The sequence below is a fragment of the Caulobacter segnis genome, assembly GCF_023935105.1.
Classification (GTDB): Bacteria; Pseudomonadota; Alphaproteobacteria; order Caulobacterales; family Caulobacteraceae; genus Caulobacter; species Caulobacter segnis_B.
The window spans coordinates 2,812,966-2,830,423 of sequence record NZ_CP096040.1 but is presented as its reverse complement, the minus strand read 5'-3'; the positions used below and the strand labels follow the sequence as shown (position 1 = coordinate 2,830,423).

Here is a 17,458-nt window from a genome sequence, read left to right as displayed (position 1 = left end):
TTCACAAAAATCCCTGTCCGGATCTGGCCGCCGCCAGCGTCTTCCCCGCCGAACCGGCGTCGAGCGCCGTGAATTCGGGGATGACGACATGACTGCGAAGACCTGGACCTGGCTGGCCTCGGCATCGGCCGCCGCGCTGCTGGCGACGAGCCCGGCCGTGGCCGCGCCGCCCGAGAAGCCGACCCTGGCCATTCCGGCCGGTGACCTGGCCTCGGCCCTGCCCAGCTTCTCGCGAGCCACCGGCCTTCAGGTGCTGGCCGATCCGGTGCTGCTGAACGGCAAGCACACGGGAGGCGTACGCGGCCAGTTCGACGCCGAACGCGGTCTGGCCGAGCTGCTGCGTGGCACGGGCCTGACCTTCGTGCGCAATGGCGGAGCCGCGATCCTGCGCCCGGCCGCCCAGCGCGTTTCCACCGCGCCAGCGCCCATCGCCGCGCCGATCGCGCGGGCCGAGGTCGCGCCGACCCAGGAAGAGCCCGCCACGGTCGAGGAACTGGTCGTCACCGGCGGCTTCGCCAACTCCCTGGCCCGCGCCCTGTCGGAAAAGCGCAAGGCCGCCAACGTCGTCGACGCCATCTCGGCCGAGGACATCGGCAAGTTCCCGTCCAACAACATCGCCGAGGCCCTGCAGCGCGTGCCAGGCGTGGCCATCACCCGCGACCGGGGCGAGGGCCTGTTCGTGCGCGTCCGGGGGCTGGGCCCCAACTTCCAGATCGTCACCCTGAACGGCCGCAGCGCCGCGGTGAACGAGAACATGCGCGACAGCGGCCAGAGCGGCCGCCAATTCCGCTTCGACACCTTGCCGTCCGAACTGGTGGCCGGAGTCGAGGTGGGCAAGACGCCGCTGGCCTCGCTGGACGAGGGGGCGATTGGCGGCGTCGTCGATATCAAGACGTTCCGTCCGCTGGACCTTGGCCGCACCACCCTGGCGCTGTCGGCCACCGCCAGCCGCCCGGAGCTGGCCGGCAAGACCGATCCGCGCCTGTCGGGCCTGGCCAGCTGGACCAATGCGGCGGGCACCTTCGGCGTTCTGGCGGCCGCGGTCTACGACCAGCGCACCTTGCGCCAGGACCGCATCACCGGCGTGGGCTGGAGCTATTCGGATCCGACCACCAGCCTGGGCCGCACGCTCATCGCCCAGGGGATCAACCTCTATCCCCTCGCGATCCGTCCGACGCTGGAGCGCGAAGACCGGGAGCGTAAGGGTCTGGTGCTTTCGGCCCAGTACCGCCCCAGCGACGAGACCGAGATCACGCTGGACGCCAGCTACACCAAGCTGGACGACCACTATGACGAGCTGACCTATTCGGCCGACCAGACCGCCTCGAGCCTGGTCGCCGGCACGGCGGTGGTCAAGGATGGCACGCTCGTCGGCGGCACGGTGACCTCCACCAGCCAGATCGGCCGCGAGGTCAGCGACCTGGCGCACGACAACCTGATGGTCGCCGGCAAGATCCGCCAGAAGCTCGAGGACTGGACCCTCACGGCCGACCTGGCCTATGCGCGCGCCTATTCCGAGACGTCCAAGCCGATCACCCGCACGCGCCTGCAGGGCGCTATCGGCCAGACGGCCTTCTCGATGACGCGGGCCAAGGACGGTATCCCCAGCGTCCAACTGCTGACGACGGACTTCAACAATCCATCCCTGCTGCCGTTCCGCCGCATCGAGTGGCGCGTCAACGACGCCACCGATGACGAGACCGCCCTGCAGTTCGACGCTGAACGGCCGGTCGCCTGGGGCCCGCTCAGCCGCCTGCAGTTCGGCGTGAAGTACCGCGAGCGCTCGCGCTCGTACAATCGCGCCGACATCAACTACACCACCAATCTGGCAGGCAAGTTCTTCGGAGCCGAATATTTCGACCCGTTCCCGGTCAGCGACTTCCTGGGCGAGGTCGATGGGACCCTGCCCAGGACCTGGGTCATGCCCGACCCGGCCGCCTTCTGGACGCTGCGTGACCCGAACCAGAAGGGCACGGCGCGGGCCGATCAGCGCAACTCGTATCACGTGTCCGAGGACATCGCCGCGGGCTACGCCCTGAGCGACATCGACTCCCGCCTGTTCGAGGCCCCGCTGCGCGGCCAGGTCGGCGTCCGGATCGCCCAGACCAAGCAGATCTCGTCCGGCCACGCCGACACCGGCTCGGCGGCCATCCCGGTGCGATACGAAAAGACCTACACCGACGTGCTGCCGACGGCCAACTTCGCCCTGGAACTGACCGACACCCTGCAGGCCCGCGTCGCCGCCGCCAAGGTGATCACCCGGCCGTCGCTGGCCGACCTGGCGCCGCGCCTGACGCTGAACTCCTCGGGCGTGCAACTGACCGCGGTGGGCGGCAATCCTCAGCTCAAGCCGTTCGAGGCCTGGCAGTATGACGCGACCCTGGAATGGTACTTCGCCCCGGGCAGCGCCCTGGTCGCCGGCGCCTTCTACAAGGACATCACCACCTTCGTTTACAGCCAGACGACCAACATCGTCGTCGACGGCCTGACCTATCAGCTGACCTCGCCGACCAACGGCGGCAAGGCGACGATCAAGGGCGTCGAGTTGGCCTACCAGCACCTGTTCAAGGCCCTGCCGGCCCCGTTCGACGGCCTGGGCTTCCTGGCCAACTACACCTACACCGACACCGAAGCGACCTACTCGCCGACCCTCAAGGACGAGATGGTCAACGTCGCCAAGAACAGCTTCAACGTGACGGCTTTCTACGAGAAGGACCGCTTCGCCGCGCGCGCCAGCTACAGCTGGGTCGACGACGTCTTGCAGGACGTCGGCGGGGCAGGGTTGTCGGCGCTGAACGACAGCGCATTCGGCTCGCTGGACGCCAGCGTCAGCTACAAGATCACGTCGCAGCTGACCGCGGCGATCGAGGCGCAGAACCTGACGAACGCCTCCCAGTGGCAGTACGTGAAGGGCGGATGGTTCGGCGGCTACACCAACTATGGCCGCACCGTGAGCTTCGGCCTACGGGCCAAGTTCTAACCGGCTCTCAGCCCAGCCGTCGCGCTCGGACTGGCCCGCGCTTCGCCGCGCGGGCCAGCGTCGTCCAAGCCTCGCGACGCAACTGTCACAACCGCTGGCTAGGACGTGTCCATGTCCATGATCTCTCGAAAGAAACGCCAGGGCCTTTCGCTCGCCGTCGCGGCGATGGCCCTCTTGGCCGAGGCTTCCGCGACGACGGCCTTCGCTCACCCCGGACACGCCGTGCAACCAGTCGCGCCAGCGCACCGCGCCGCGCGCCCCGCCAAGGCCTCGGAGCGCCGCTGGCTGGCTGGCGACCATCATGTCCACAGCTGGTTCAGCGTTTCGGTGAAGCCCGCCGCCGACCCGTCCCAGCCGCCTGTTCTGGTGAAGGCGGGCGACGCCAGCAATCCGATCACCACCAACGCCCGCATGGCCGCCAAGTACGGCCTCGCCTGGATGGTCGCCACCGACCACGGCGGTCCGAACCATTCCAAGCTGAACCGAGACGAAGCCTATCCCGAGCTGGTGCGCTCGCGGCGCGAGACGCCCGGCGTCTTGCAGTTCTGGGGCATGGAGCTGGATACGCCAGCGGCCGAGCACTCCAGCCTGATCTTGCCGCGCACGGCGGACGAACGGGACGCGCTGTTCGGCATCGAGAGCCGCTACAATCGGCGCGAACCCTGGCCAGCTGACCCGGCGCGCGACCAGGAGGGCTTCATGCTGGAGGCGCTGCGCCACATGAAGGCGCTGCCCAAGCCGCCCGTGGTGATCGCCAACCATCCGTCCCGGTCCGCGACCGGCGTCGGCCGCTACGGCCTGGTCTCGCCGTCCGAGTTGCGCAACTGGAACGACACCGCCCCCGACGTCGCCGTCGGCATGGAGGGCGCGCCCGGGCACCAGGCCTCGAGCCTCAAGCCCGACGGTTCGCTGAAGCCCCAGGGCGATCGCGGCGGTTATTCGCGCGCCCCGACGATGGGCGGCTTCGACCAGATGACCGCCAAGCTGGGCGGCTTCTGGGACGCCATGCTGGGCGAGGGGCGCGGCTGGTGGGTCACAGCGACTTCGGACTCCCATCGCCACTACACCGACGGCGGCGACGATTTCTGGCCCGGCCAATATTCCAAGACCTACGTGAAGGCCGCCCACACCTATGACGACGTGCTGGACGGTCTGCGCAACGGCCGCATCTTCGTGACTCTGGGCGACCTGGTCTCGGAGGTCGACGTCACGGCCAGCGCCGGCGGCGCCAAGGCCGAGATCGGCGGTCGCCTGGAGGTTCCGGCGGGGTCGGACGTCACGGTGGTCATCCGGGTGCGCGATCCGGCGGGCCAGAACTTCGGCGGCCTTTCGCCCAGCGTCGCCCGGATCGACCTGATCCAGGGCGACATCACCGGGCCATCCGCCGACCGCGCCCTCGACGCCAATCCCTCGACCCGCGTCGTCCGCGCCTTCACCCCCACCTCATGGGCGCGCGAGGGCGAGGTGCTGTCGATGGTCCACGTCCTCAAGAACGTTCGCGGCCCCACCTATGTCCGGGTGCGCGGAACGGGCGGCGGCGAGGCCGAGCCGCTGCCGGACCCGCTGGGCGAGGACCCCTGGTCGGACCTCTGGTTCTACGCCAACCCGATCTTCATCGCCGTAAAGTAGGGGCGAGGCCTCTTTCGAGGAAACGATCCCAAGCCTGGCGGCCTTGGGAACTGCGTCAGCCTATCGTCCTCTGCCCATCCACCCGACCGACGGACGCCGGCCGAGGGCTCGCTCAGTGCGGGTTCATCGACTTTGTTTGACGGAATTTCGCGGCTCGTGCATCGCGATGGGTTAAGATCAATAGATCAAGGCCGGAGGAACGTTGTCGGAAGGACGCGCACGCGTCGTGGCTTGGCTGGGGCGGGAGATCCTGCCCCATGAAGCCGCCGTGCGCGCTTGGCTGCGGCGCTCGTTCGCCGCGGCAGGGGACGTCGATGACATCATCCAGGAGACCTATTGCCGTTTGGCCGCCCTGACCAACATCGAGCATATCGATGAGCCGCGCGGCTATTTCTTCCAGGCCGCGCGCAGCGTCGCCCTGGAACAGATCCGACGCGCCCGCGTGGTCCGGATCGAGACCGTGAGCGAGATCGAGTCGCTGGACCTGGCGCTGGAAGAGCCGTCGGCCGAGCGCATCGTCTCGGGCCGGCGCGAGCTGGAGCGGGTGAGGGGGCTGATCGCGGCTCTGCCGGAGCGCTGTCGCCGGATCTTCGAGATGCGCAAGATCGAGGGCGTGCCCCAGCGCGAGATCGCCCGGCGGCTGGGCGTGACCGAGCACGTGGTCGAGAACGAGGCGGTGAGGGGGCTGCGCGCCATCCTCGCGGCCATGACCGAACAGGACGCCCACGCCCGGGCCAACGGAGCCAGAGAGAAGACCGATGGTCGAACGCGAAAGCGCCGCTGACATCGAGGCGGACGCCGCCCGGTGGGTGGTCCGCGTCGACCGTCACGGCCAGGATCCCGGCGTCCGGGCCGCGCTCGACGCGTGGCTGATCGGTGACCGGCGGCGCGTCGGCGCCTATGCCCGCGCCGAGGCCGCGTGGACGCACATGGATCGCGCCAGCGTCCTGGCCGTCCAGGATGCGCCGGCGACGGCCGCGACGCCGGTGGTGCGCCGGCGGGGCGTGATCGCGGGCCTGGGCGCCCTCGCCGCGGGCCTGGTCGCGGCCGTGGCCGCGCCGCGCCTGCTGGCCCGCCGCTACGACACCGTCCTGGGCGAGATCCGACGCGTGCCGATGGCCGACGGCTCGGTCGCGGCGATCAACACCGACTCCGAGCTGGAGGTCAGCATGCAGCCCCGGCTGCGCGCGGTGAAGCTGGAGCGCGGCGAGGCGTGGTTCGCCGTGGCCAAGGATCCCTCGCGCCCCTTCGTGGTCGAGAGCGGCCCGGTGCGGGTGCGCGCGGTCGGCACGGCCTTCTCGGTGCGCAAGCGCGAGGGCGGCAGCGACGTGCTGGTCACCGAGGGCGTGGTCGAGGTCTGGACCGAGGACGGCCGCACGCCGCCGCGCCGCGTGGCCGCCGGCGAGCGGGTGTTCGCCGACAACGACGTCGGCATGATCTCGCCGCCCAAGGCCGACACCGACCTCACCCGGCAGCTGGCCTGGCGCGACGGCCAGATCGTGCTGGACGGCCAGACCCTGGCCGAGGCGGCCGCCGAGTTCAATCGCTACAACGACCGCAAGATCCAGGTCGCCGACGCGCGTCTGGCCGACGAGCGCTTCGTCGGCTGGTTCCTCACCAACGACCCGGAAGGCTTCGCCGAGGCCGCCGCCCAGACCTTCAACGGCAAGGTCAGCCAGAGCGGCGACGCCATTGTTTTGCGTGGCGGCTGAAGGGCGCGGCGAAATTTTTCGACTTTTTGTGACGGAAACCGGTTTCCGCCTCATCGCTCCAGACGGGCGCTCCCAGAAGCGCCGTTTGAATGAAACCCAGAGGGAGGGGCGCATGCGGACGTCACTGCGTAATCACACCACCAAGTCCTGCCTGATGCTGGCCACCGGGGCCACGGCCCTGCTGGTCGCGGCCGGCGCGCACGCGCAGGTGCGCAAGTTCGATGTCGCCGAACAGCCCGCCGCCACCGGCATTCCTCAGTTCGGCAAGCAGGCCGAGCTGCAGATCCTGGCCCCGCAGGGCGCGGTCCAGGGCAAGCGCGTCAACGCCGTGCGCGGCGCCTATACGGTCGAGGAAGGCCTGGCGCGGCTGCTGCGCGGCGGCGACCTGACGGTCGTCTCCAACAACGGCCGCACGGCGGTGCTGGGTCAGACGGCCTCGCTGCAGCTGGCCTCCACCGCGCCCGTGCCGCTGATCGCCGCCCAGGCCGCCGCGCCCGTCGCGGCCCAGGAGCCCGAGACCGCCGCCGAGGTCGAGGAGGTCGTCGTCACCGGCTTCCGCGCCAGCCTGCAGAGCGCCATGAACCTGAAGCGCCGCGCCAGCGGCGTGGTTGATGTCATCAAGGCCGAGGACATCGCCGACTTCCCCGACGCCAACCTGGCCGAGTCCATCCAGCGCGTGCCGGGCGTGTCGATCGCCCGCGACGCCGGCGAGGGCCGTCAGATCACCGTCCGGGGCCTGGGTCCCCAGTTCACCCGCGTGCGCATCAACGGCGTCGAAGGCCAGAGCACGGCCAGCGGCACCGACAGCTCGGGCGGCGCCAACCGCAACCGCGCCTTCGACTTCAACGTCTTCGCCTCGGAGCTCTTCAACAGCATCACGGTGCGCAAGACCGCCTCGGCCCAGACCGAGGAGGGTTCGCTGGGCGCCACGGTCGACCTGCAGACCGGCCGGCCGTTCGACTACAAGGGCGCGACCCTCGTGGTCTCGGCCCAGGAGGGCTACAACGACCTCTCCAAGTCGTGGGACCCGCGCTTCGCGGTCCTGGCCTCAAACACCTGGTTCGACGGCAAGCTGGGGGCGCTGGTCTCGGTGGCCTACACCGAGCGCGGCCTGCTGGAAGAGGGGCACGGTTCGGGCGGCTGGCTGAACGGCACGGAGGTCGGCGGCTTCAGCCCCGCCTCGACCTTCACGCAAGCCAGCTCGGCTTCGGTCTACACCCCGCGCTTCCCGCGCTACGGCCGCCTGACCCACGAGCAGAAGCGCCTGGGGATCACCGGTTCGTTCCAGATGCGTCCGGACGACCGTACCCTGATCGGCCTGGACGTCCTCTATTCGGACTTCAAGGCCACGCGCGAGGAGAACTGGCTGGAAGCCCTGTCGTTCGCCCGCAACGCCTCGCAGGGCGGCCGGCCCGAGATCATCGTCCGTGACGGCGTGGTCAATGCGAAAGGAGATATGGTCTACGGCCTGTTCGACGACGTCGACGTCGAGAGCGAGACCCGCTTCGACAAGCTGGACACCAAGTACACCCAGGCCACCTTCACCGCCGAGCACGAGTTCGGCGACCGCTTCAAGCTGAGCGGCCTGGCGGGCTTCTCGAAGTCGGACTTCAACAATCCGATCCAGACCACGGTGATCCTGAACCGCGAGAACGCCGACGGCTTCTCGTACGACTATCGGGGCAACGCCAACCTGCCGTCGATGAACTTCGGCTTCGACGTCACCGATCCGCTGGCCTACAACTTCGGCGCGGCGCGCTCGGAGATCCGGCTGCGGCCGCAGGGCGTGACCAACAAAATCGCCACCGCCCAGCTGGATGGCGACTATCGCCTCAATGACGGCCTGAACCTGAAGGTCGGCGTCAACTTCAAGAAATACGACTTCGACTCCTGGGCCCTGGCCCGGGTCAACGAGGGGGTCGTGCCGCAGCTGCCGGCCGGCGTGACCCTGTCGGGCCTGACCAAGCTGGTCTCGGGCTTCGGCAAGGGCCTGGACGCCTCGGGCATCCCGACCCAGTGGGCTGCGCCGGACCTGAACGCCTTCGCCAAGCTGTTCAACATCTACAGCGGCACGGGCCTGTTCGAGCTGTCGGGCGCCAGCAACGCCAACGCCCGCGGCAACATCCGCAGCGTTGAGGAAAAGGACAGCGCCGCCTACGCCCAGCTGGACTTCCACACCGACCGCTTCGCCTGGCCGATCCGCGGCGACGTCGGCGTGCGCTACGTCAAGACCGAGCAGAGCTCGACCGGCTATCAGCTGGTGGCCGGCGCGGCCCAGCAGACCACGGTCAAGCGCGACTATGACGACATCCTGCCGGCCCTGAACCTGACGGCCGAGGTGACGCCGGACTTCCTGCTGCGCTTCGGCGCGGCCAAGGTGATGACCCGTCCGAACCTGGGCAGCCTGACCCCCGGCGGCAGCCTGTCGACCGTGGGCGTGTTCAGCGTCAGCTCGGGCAATCCGTACCTGAAGCCGATCCGCGCCACGACCTACGACCTGTCGGCCGAATGGTACTTCGCCAAGGACGGCCTGCTGTCGGTCGGCCTGTTCTACAAGGACATCAAGAGCTACATCCAGACGTCGCGGATCTCGCAGCCGTTCAGCGCCTCGGGCCTGCCGGCCAGCCTGCTGGACGGCCTGGGCGTCTCGGTCAACGACACCTTCCTGTTCAGCCAGCCGGTCAATACCGAAGGCGGTCCGCTGAAAGGGATCGAGGTCAGCTACCAGCAGCCGTTCACCTTCCTGCCGGGCTTCCTGAGCCACACCGGGGCGATCTTCAACGCCACGGTGGTCGACTCCAAGATCGACTACATCTCGGCCCGCTCGCCGACCGGCTTCGTGCAGAACGACCTGGTCGGCCTGTCGAAGAACGCCTTCAACGCGACGCTGTACTACGAGGACTCCAAGTTCAGCGCCCGCGTCTCGGCGGCCTATCGCGACAAGTACCTGACCGCCGTGCCCAGCGGCACCAGCACCAACGACATCGACGGGGTGCGCTCGATCACCACCATCGACGCCTCGGCTTCGTACGCGATCAACACGCGGCTGAAGCTGACGTTCGAGGGACTGAACCTGACCGACGCCTTCAACGATCAGTACACAGATAGCCGCCGCGACAGCGTCTACGTCTATTCGCACACGGGCCGGCAGTTCAATTTCGGGCTGCGTTACTCGTTCTAAGCAAACTCTGGAACATTCCTCCTCCCGAGGAATACAGGGCGTCGGCGGTCCTCCCCGCCGGCGCCCGCCCCTTTGATTTGAGAGGCTCGATGTCGCTGCTGCTTCCTTCGCGCCGAGGCGTCCTGGCCGGCGCGGCGCTGTTGGCTTCCGGCGGGCCGGTCCTGGCCTCCCAACGCTATGACGCGGTGCTGTGGCGGGGGCGGGAAAGTCGCCGGTCGCCGCGCCCGCCTACGCCAAGCTGTCGGAAGCGGTCGCGGCCGCCCCGGCGGACGGCCGCAAGCCCTTCCGCATCCTGGTCACCCGCGGCGCCTGGGACGAGCAAGTCGTAATCGACAAGCCGTTCGTTCACCTGATCGGGCAGGACCGTCGCGGCTCGGTGATCAGCCACTTGGCCGCCTCGGGCCTGACCGCGCCGGACGGCAAGCGGTGGGGCACGTTCCGCACCCCGACCCTGTTCGTCCGCGCGCCGGACTTCGCGGCCAGCAACCTCACCATCCAGAACGCCTTCGATGGCTTGGCCGAGATGTCCAAGCCGGGCGGCCTGCACTCCCACGACGGGGCCGGGCCCCAGGCCGTGGCCCTAATGCTGGACAAGGGCTCGGACCGGGCGCGGCTGACGAAGGTCGACATCCTGGGCTACCAGGACACCCTGTTTCCCGACGCCGGCGGCGCGGTCTTCGACCGCTGCCTGGTGACAGGCAGCTACGATTTCATCTTCGGCGCGGGGCGGGCCCTGTTCCGCGACTGCGAGATCCGGTCGCGGCCGCGTCCGGTCGATCCGATCGACGGCTATATCGTCGCCCCCAGCACGCCGATCGACCAGGTCGTCGGCTTCGTCTTCCATCGCTGTCGCCTGACTAAGGAGGCCGGGACCAAGCCGGGCTCGGTCTACCTGGGCCGGCCCTGGCGGCCGTCCAGCCAGTTCGCCGACGGCCGCTACGGCGATCCGCGCTATGTCGGCATGAGCGCGTTCATCGACTGCTGGCTGGACGACCACATCGCTCCGGCGGGCTGGACCGAGATGTGGTACACGGGCAAGGACGGCAATCCGCGCACCATGCTGCAGCCCGAGTCCGCGCGGTTCTCGCAGTTTCATCCGACCGGCCCGGGTGCCGGCCCGCTGAACCGCGGCCGCTGGCTTTCGGCGCAGGAGGCGCGCGCCCTGGTCTCGGCGGCCGCGCTCTAGCGGCCTCTAGCGACTGGTGAAGTCGACGGCGGCGGGGGTCAGGTCTTCCGACCGGGCCCACACGCGGATCGCGCCGGCTGACTTGCGGGTCTGGACCAGGGCCTGGGCCCAGCCGTTGAAGGTGGTCCGGAACGCGGCTTTGTCGGCTTCGTGGCTGTTGGGGTCGCCGTTGCCGACGCCGATCAGGCGGCCTTGGCCCAGCACGTCGAAATCGACCTTCACGGCCGCGCGCGGCGCGACCACGCCGTCCTTGTCGACGACCGACACATTGACCACCGCGACGTCCTGGCCGTCGGCGACCAGGCGCGGGCGGTCGGGCGTCAGGACCAGGCGGGCGGGCGGCCCGGCCGTCCGGCGTTCGGCCTTCAGCACCAGCTTGTCGCCCTTGTAGCCGTATGCGACCAGCCGGCCTGGCGCGTAGGGAACGCTCCATTCGGCGTGGCCGTCCTTGGGCGGCGCCTGCCGGCCCAGCGAGCGGCCGTTCAGGAACAGCTCGACCGTGTCCAGGTTCGAATAGGCCCAGACCGAGATCGGCTGGCCTTCGCGGCCTTCCCAGTTCCAGTGCGGCAGCAGGTGCAGGACCGGCAGCTCCGGGCGCCACCAGGCCTGGTAGTAGTAGTAGATGTCCTTGGGCAGGCCGCAGCTGTCCATGATCCCGAAGTTGGACGCCACCGACGGCCACCAGTTGAACGGCGTCGGCTCGCCGCGATAGTCGAAGCCCGTCCAGACGAAGCCGCCCAGCAGGTAGGGTTTGGCGTTGTAGAGGCTCCACCAGGCGTGGGCCGTCTTGCCCCAGTACGGCGCGTCGACGTCGTAGGACGATACGACGGCGCGCTGGTTGTCGCGGGCGTACTCGCCGCGCGTGGAGACCGCGCTGGCGGTCTCGGTGCCGATGATCGGCATGTCCGGATACCGGGCCCGGAACGGCTCGATCAGGTCCTCGTGGTAGTTGAAGCCCATGACGTCGAGCGCCTCGGTGATCCCGTCGCCCTGGCCTCGGTTCATGGCGGCGATGATCTTGCGGGTCGGGTCCAGCGCGCGGATCTCCCGGGCCATGGCCTTGGCGATCTTGCCGCCGCGCGGCGTGCCCTGCTGGGGCTCCTCGTTGCCGATCGACCACAGCATCACGCACGGGTGGTTGCGGTCGCGGCGGATCAGGCCGCGCAGCTCGTCCAGCGGCTCGGGCGCCGAGCTCATCTGCCGGGTCTCGTCGATGACCAGCAGGCCCAGTTCGTCGCAGGCGTCCAGCAGCTCGGGCGTCGGCGGATTGTGCGAGGCGCGGTAGGCGTTGGCGCCCAGGGCCTTCAGCTGCTTCAGCCGCCAGACCTGCAGGGCGTCGGGAATGGCCGCCCCGACACCGGCGTGATCCTGGTGGTTGTTGACGCCCTTCAGCTTGAGCGGGCGGTCGTTGAGGAAGAAGCCCTCGCGAGCGTCGAAGCGGACGTCGCGCACGCCGAAGCGCGTTTCGTATGTGTCGCGGATCGCCTGGCCTTCGCGCAGCGTCACCCGCAGGACGTAGAGGTTGGGCGCGTCCGTCGACCAGAGGCGCGGCGAGGGGATGGCGCAAGCCAGGGCCACCGTCTCGGTCCGCCAGCCGCCGACGGCGCGACCGGTCGTGGCGGTGGCGACCGGCGTCCCCGCCGCGTCCAGCACGACGGCTTCGATCGTGGCGTTGGCGGGCGCATCGCGATGGTTGGCCACTTCGATGTCGGCCTCGACCCGGCCGTCGCGACCGGCGCGCACGAACACTCCCCATTTCGGCACGTGTACCGGCGAGGTCTTGACCAGCCAGACGTGGCGATACAGCCCCGCGCCCTCGTAGAACCAGCCTTCGCCCAGGCTGGCGTCGACCCGGACGAGCAGGACGTTGGGCTTGTCGTCGGTGTTGAGGAATTCGGTGATGTCGACGGCGAAGGCGGTGTAGCCGCCCCGGTGCTGCGCGACGACGTAGCCGTTGAGGATGACCGTGGAGTCGCGGAACGCGCCGTCGAACTCGAGCGAGACCCGGCTGCCGGCGTCGGCGGGCGAGATCGGCAGGACCGTGCGGTACCAGCCGACCGAGGTCTCGGGGAAGGCCCGGCCGACGGGCTTGTAGCCGTGGGCGGCGGCGGGGTCCTCGTCGTCCTTGTCGGCGGGATTGCGCGTGAACGCGTTGTTCTGGACGAATGGCAGCTCCACCGCCCAGTCGTGCGGCAGCGTCACGGCGCGCCAACCGCCATCGTCATAGTCGGCCGCCGCCGGCTTGGCGCCGCTGCGTCCTTGCTTGGCGAAGGTGTCCTGGATAGCGCCGAAGCCGAAGTCGCGGTCGGGGTCGGCGGCGTGACCGAAGGCGAAGCGCCAGCCGTCGTCGAGGCGGATCCGCTGGCGCGGCGAGGGCGCTTGCGGGGAGCGGGCCGGTTCGGCCGCGCTCGCCAAGGCCGGCCCGATCGCCGCGCCGGCGAGCGGAAGCGCACGGATCAGGGAGCGTCGATCGATCATCGGGGCGGGGCTTTCGATGGCGGCCTAAAAGAGCGCCCGCCGCGTGGTTGTCAGGCCAGGCGCGACGGGCGAGGAGGGGGGATGGCGTCGCGGTTGCAGCCGCGACGCGCGGTAGACAGCTACATCTTGTAGATGAAGCTGACCTGATAGCTGGGACCGAACACGCCGGTCTCCTGCCAGAGGGCGGGAGTGTTCTTGTAGGCCTCTTCCTTCTTGTTGAAGAGGTTCTGGCCCGCCGCGGTGAGGGTCATGTGGTCGTTCAGGTTATAGCTGGCCGAGAAGTCGACCTGCACGCCCGACTTGATGGTGTGACCTTCACGCGCGAAGAAGCTGTCGACGCTGTTCTGCTCGTAGGCGCTGCGGTAGTTGGCCGAGACGCGGGTGCTGAACTTGTCGTTCTCCCAATAGCCGGTCAGGTTGCCCGACTTGCGCGACAGATTGCGCAGGGAGAAGCCCGTGGCGGAGTACTTCGGGTCGACATAGGTGTAGTTGGCTATGATCCCGAAGCCCTCGATCGGCAGCCAGGCGTCCAGCGACTGCTGCCAGTTGATCTCGTAGCCGCGCAGCTTGACCACCGACGGATCGTTCTGGGTGACGGTGATGTCGTAGATCTTGCCATTGGCGCCCACGCAATCGCTGGTCGAGGCGCTCTTGGTCAGGTTGACGTTGCCCCACGAGGTCGGACAGACCAGCGAGGTGAAGGTGCCGTTCTTCACGTCCTTGGCGAAGGCGCCGAAGCTGAGGCCCGCGCCCTGGCCGTAGTACCACTCCAGGCTGACATCCAGGTTCTTGGCGGTCAGGGGCTTCAGGGTCGGGCTGCCCTGGTCGACGAAGACCGTGGTCTGGCCGGCGCTGTCCTTGGCCTCGAACTGGGTGGTGTTAAGCCTGGAGCTACTGTCGAGGATGGGGCGGACCAGGGTCTTGGCCGCGGCCAGGCGCAGGATCAGGCTGTCGGTCAGATCGAACACCACGTTGGCGCTCGGCAGGATGTCGTCGTACTTGGTCGTGGTCGAGAGCTTGCCGATCACGTTCTGGATGTCGCAGTCACAGCCGTCGGTGAGGTTGGCGTTGACCGTCTGCTTGGTCGACTCGTAACGCGCGCCGACATTGGCGCGGAACGGCACCGGCCCCAGCTCGCCGCGCAGATTGGCCATCGCGTAGAGCGAGTCGACGTTACGAGAGAGGCCGTAGGAGTCCTGCGGGTTGTAGACGGCGGGCACGTTCACGCCCTTGGCGGCCAGCGCCTTCCGGTACGCTTCGATGTCCGGCGTCAGCCAGCTGTTCACGCCGGTGATCGCGCCGTCCAGGAAGTTGGTGACCTTCGGATTGTTGGTTGTGTAGGTCGGCACGTACTGGAAGAAGTCATCGAAGAAGTCGCGACGCGTGACGTAGCGGTCGAAGCCTTCCTTCTTCAGCTTGCCGCCGAACTGCAGCTCGCTGACGACGCCCCAGTCGGCCTCGTACTTGACGTCCAGCTGGGCCGACTTGCTGTCGGTGACCTGGTGGTTCTGGGCTCCGTTCGGATAGGTCGCCCAGGCCAGGTTCGAGGTGGCGTAGACGCTGGGATCGGTCGCCGCGCTCGACATCGTGAACTTGATGTTGTCGGGATTGCTGAAATCCAGCGAGCCCGAGGCGATCCTGGGTTCGATGATCGCCGCTTCCTCGGTCAGGTAGCCGTCGCCCTTGGTGTAGTGGACGATGACGTTGGCCTGCCAGTTCGGGGCCAGGTCCCAGCGGGCATAGCCCGTATAGGCCTGGGTCGAGAGGTCGCGCACTTCCAGCTGACGGTTGTTGTCGAACGTGAAGTTGCCGAGGTTGACGACCGTGGCCGCGCCGTTGGCGATCGTGACCGGCGTCACTGATGACTTGGCGAAGTTGCCGAACACCATCTGGTTGACGTTGTACTTGGTGGCGTCCTTCGAATAGACGCCCGTGAAGCCCAGCTTCAGATTGTCGGTCGCCTTGTATTCGACCCCGGCGTTGAACTGGGTGCGTTCGGACGTGCGGTCGATGCGGCGATAGCGGAAGCGGCGCGGCACCAGCGTGCCGGCGGGCGTGGCGACCGTCCCCGAGAACTCGTTGGCCGCGCCCGAGGCGGTATACCAGCGATCCATGAAGGCGTAGTCGGCGCGGTCGTCCAGCTCCTGGTAGTTGACGCCGGCATAGACGCCCAGACGCCCGTCCAGATACTGGTTGGCGTAGACCAGACCGAAGGCCGGATTGACACCGCCGTCGGCCAGCTTGGCCTTCTGGGCCTTGGCCGACAGGATCAGCTTCTGGCCGTTGATGTCGAGCGGCTTGGCCGTGCTGATGTCGATCGTACCGGCCAGACCGCCCATGTCCATGTCGGCGGTCGGCGACTTGTACACCTGCACCGCGCTGGCCAGCTCGGTCTGGATGATGTCGAAGCGGAAGCCGTCGATGAAGTTGGGATTGGCGAAGTCCTGGCCGTTCAGAGTCACCTTGGCGTACTGCGGGCCCAGGCCGCGGATGCTGATCGTGGCGCCGCGGCCGTTGACGTTCTGAATCTGGACGCCGGGAATGCGCTGAATGGCTTCGGCGATGTTGTCGCTGGGAAACTTGCCCAGGTCTTCGGCCGAGATGCCGTCCGAGACGCGGATGTCGTTACGCTTGGTCTGCAGCGCGGTCGCGAGGCTCTTGCGGAACCCGGTGACGACGACGGCGTCGACCTGATCGTTGCCGGTGGGCGTGGCGTCTTGCGCCGACGCGGCGCCCGCCAGGAGAACGCCCGACAGGGCCGTTCCAAGCAAGGCATATTGTCTAAAGTTCATTTCCGTACCCCCATTATCGAAGCGATTATTCGCGATCGTCTTCGACATCTGACGTTTGATGCGACGAGTATTTTATTATTTTTTGTATTCCGCACCGGCCTGTTCGGCCGTCATCCCCTGTGTATTGGGTGTTGTCTTTAGCCCGACAGCATGAAGCCACTCCTCGATGCTGGCTATCGACGCCGCGGTATGCCGGCGGCGACGCCAGAAGGGCCTGGCGTCGTGCTCCCTATGCAAGAGGGAGGGCGCCGCGCGGGCGACAGCCGAGACCGGCAAGGTTGTGGTGATTGGGGTCATACCAATCTAGATCCACTCGCCGAGGAGCTGCTGAACGATTTGTATGATCAGTATGGCTTTTTAGGCAAGGCGGATTGGGCCGATTCCCCGAATTGGGCTTAAAATGGTATTTTCCGTTGACCGGACTGGCGCGGAACGCGGCGGATGGGGCCTGAAGGTGGCTGTTCGGCGGGCGCCCGCTCGGAAAGAGGCCCCAACCTGGGCGCGCGGCGGCGCACGCTCCGCGTGACCGACCCGTGGTCGCCGCAGGTTCGTTTCAGATTCGCCAAGTCAAGATCGCCGGTTGTGTCAGCTCGGATGGTTCTTGTTGGCGGTCGCGATTTTCCGGGTCGCCGGGTCGAGGAAGCCGAACATGTGCGGCGGACCCAGGACGCGCAGCCCCGCGCGGGCCTGTTCCTCGCGCGTGGCTTCGCGCAGGGACTTCATCTGCGTCCAATGGCGCTTGGGCTGATAGTGATGCTCGGCGTGGTAGCCGTTGTTGAGGAACAGAAGATTGTAGATCCGGCCGTAGGTCGACACGCCCATCGCCATCGGCTCGTCGGGATCGGCGCCCAGGTGTTCGTAATAGGCGATCAGCATCGAGAGGCTTTGGCCCAGGTAGTAGAAGGGCGCCAGGAAGACCACGAAGCGCCAGTTGACGATCGCCATGGCGCCATAGAGGGCGATCATCGCCCAGAACTCCTGCAGGGCCCGGCGCGCCTCGTCCGGACGCTTGGCGCGGATCTGGCGCGCGACGGTGAACGGCCCATCGTCCCGCCAGAACTGCAGCAGCACATAGGGCAGCATCGGCTCGGCCTTGCCGTCGGCGCCGTACTGGTAGATCGAGATGGGATCGATCGTCTGGCCGTCGGCGCCGGGCCTGTCCGAATTGCCGGCGTGATGGCGCATGTGCACGAAGCGATACATCGTCTGGGGCGTGCCCAGGGCGAAGCTCAGCACGAATTCGGTGATCCGGTTCAGCGTCTTCGACCTGAAGAACGGATTGTGGATGAAGTTGTGCGACACCGAATCCAGGTTCCAGCCGATCGCCAGGGCGTACAGCGTCGCGCCCGCCAGCCGCTCGGGCCAAGTCATCGCCGGCCAGGCGAAGAAGAACGCCAGGATCAGCGCGAAATGCAGATAGGCCAGAAGGGCGGGGACCAGGTCCCAGGCCGTGTAGCGGAAGACGCGGCCCGTCCTGGTCCGCGGGGCTGGCGAAGGCAT

At 68.0% G+C, this 17,458-nt stretch carries 9 protein-coding genes; 6 read left to right on the top strand and 3 right to left on the bottom strand.

Features of this window, described 5'->3' with window-relative positions; all coding sequences use genetic code 11:
• The first annotated feature begins 88 nt into the window (after positions 1-88).
• The 6 genes from MZV50_RS13335 to MZV50_RS13310 all read left to right on the top strand — a co-directional run bounded on the left by MZV50_RS13335 (position 89) and on the right by MZV50_RS13310 (position 10,688).
• A complete protein-coding gene (locus MZV50_RS13335; RefSeq protein ID WP_252635140.1) occupies positions 89-2,980 on the top strand; it encodes a TonB-dependent receptor in 2,892 nt (963 codons plus the stop codon).
• Between the two features lie 111 nt (positions 2,981-3,091).
• On the top strand, positions 3,092-4,609 hold the full coding sequence (locus MZV50_RS13330; protein ID WP_252635139.1) for a phosphoesterase: 1,518 nt from the start codon (positions 3,092-3,094) through the stop codon (positions 4,607-4,609).
• A 202-nt stretch (positions 4,610-4,811) separates the two neighbouring features.
• Positions 4,812-5,393: an RNA polymerase sigma factor gene (locus tag MZV50_RS13325; protein ID WP_252635138.1), complete on the top strand. Its 582-nt coding sequence runs from the start codon at positions 4,812-4,814 to the stop codon at positions 5,391-5,393.
• Positions 5,368-6,321 carry a FecR family protein gene (locus MZV50_RS13320; protein ID WP_252635137.1) on the top strand — a complete coding sequence of 318 codons (954 nt, stop codon included), beginning with the start codon at positions 5,368-5,370 and terminating at the stop codon, positions 6,319-6,321. The genes MZV50_RS13325 and MZV50_RS13320 overlap by 26 nt, the downstream gene beginning before the upstream one ends.
• Positions 6,322-6,433: 112 nt before the next feature.
• Positions 6,434-9,502 carry a TonB-dependent receptor gene (locus MZV50_RS13315; protein ID WP_252635136.1) on the top strand — a complete coding sequence of 1,023 codons (3,069 nt, stop codon included), beginning with the start codon at positions 6,434-6,436 and terminating at the stop codon, positions 9,500-9,502.
• A gap of 190 nt (positions 9,503-9,692) precedes the next feature.
• Positions 9,693-10,688 carry a pectinesterase family protein gene (locus tag MZV50_RS13310; RefSeq protein WP_252635135.1) on the top strand — a complete coding sequence of 332 codons (996 nt, stop codon included), beginning with the start codon at positions 9,693-9,695 and terminating at the stop codon, positions 10,686-10,688.
• Positions 10,689-10,694: 6 nt separating this feature from the next.
• Here MZV50_RS13310 and galA read toward each other — a convergent pair whose 3' ends face one another.
• The 3 genes from galA to MZV50_RS13295 form a co-directional block, all read right to left on the bottom strand.
• Positions 10,695-13,166: a beta-galactosidase GalA gene (gene galA / locus MZV50_RS13305; protein ID WP_252635134.1), complete on the bottom strand. Its 2,472-nt coding sequence runs from the start codon at positions 13,164-13,166 to the stop codon at positions 10,695-10,697.
• Positions 13,167-13,285: 119 nt separating this feature from the next.
• On the bottom strand, positions 13,286-15,958 hold the full coding sequence (locus MZV50_RS13300) for a TonB-dependent receptor (RefSeq protein ID WP_252635133.1): 2,673 nt from the start codon (positions 15,956-15,958) through the stop codon (positions 13,286-13,288).
• Positions 15,959-16,543: 585 nt separating this feature from the next.
• A complete protein-coding gene (locus MZV50_RS13295) occupies positions 16,544-17,458 on the bottom strand; it encodes a fatty acid desaturase family protein (protein ID WP_252635132.1) in 915 nt (304 codons plus the stop codon).